The organism is Bradyrhizobium cosmicum, assembly GCF_032290525.1.
Taxonomy (GTDB): Bacteria; Pseudomonadota; Alphaproteobacteria; order Rhizobiales; family Xanthobacteraceae; genus Bradyrhizobium; species Bradyrhizobium cosmicum_A.
The window spans coordinates 1-264 of the sequence record NZ_JASXTA010000294.1; the positions used below are offsets into that span (position 1 = coordinate 1).

The window sequence follows — 264 nt, forward strand, 5'->3', positions numbered from 1 at the left end:
GTCCTGCGCGACGTAGATCACCTCGTTACCGGTGATCTTCTTGTCGGCGATTCCCTGAACGCCCTTCACCGGGACGGGGTACTGGTGGTACTCGGTCTCGCGCGCGGCGTACTCGGGGTCGAGCATCAGGTTGATGAACTTGTGGGCGGCCACGGGGTTCTCCGAGGCGGCGGGGATGACCCAGTTGTCCACCCACACCTCCGTCGGGCTGTCGGGCAGGAGGAAGACGACCTCGTCGTCGACCTTGTTGCGCGACTCCTGGAT

Annotated in this window: 1 pseudogene; it reads right to left on the minus strand. The window is 64.4% G+C overall.

The features are described from left to right. Positions 1-264 (minus strand): annotated as a pseudogene (locus QSV46_RS40010) (extracellular solute-binding protein); the annotation flags it as partial.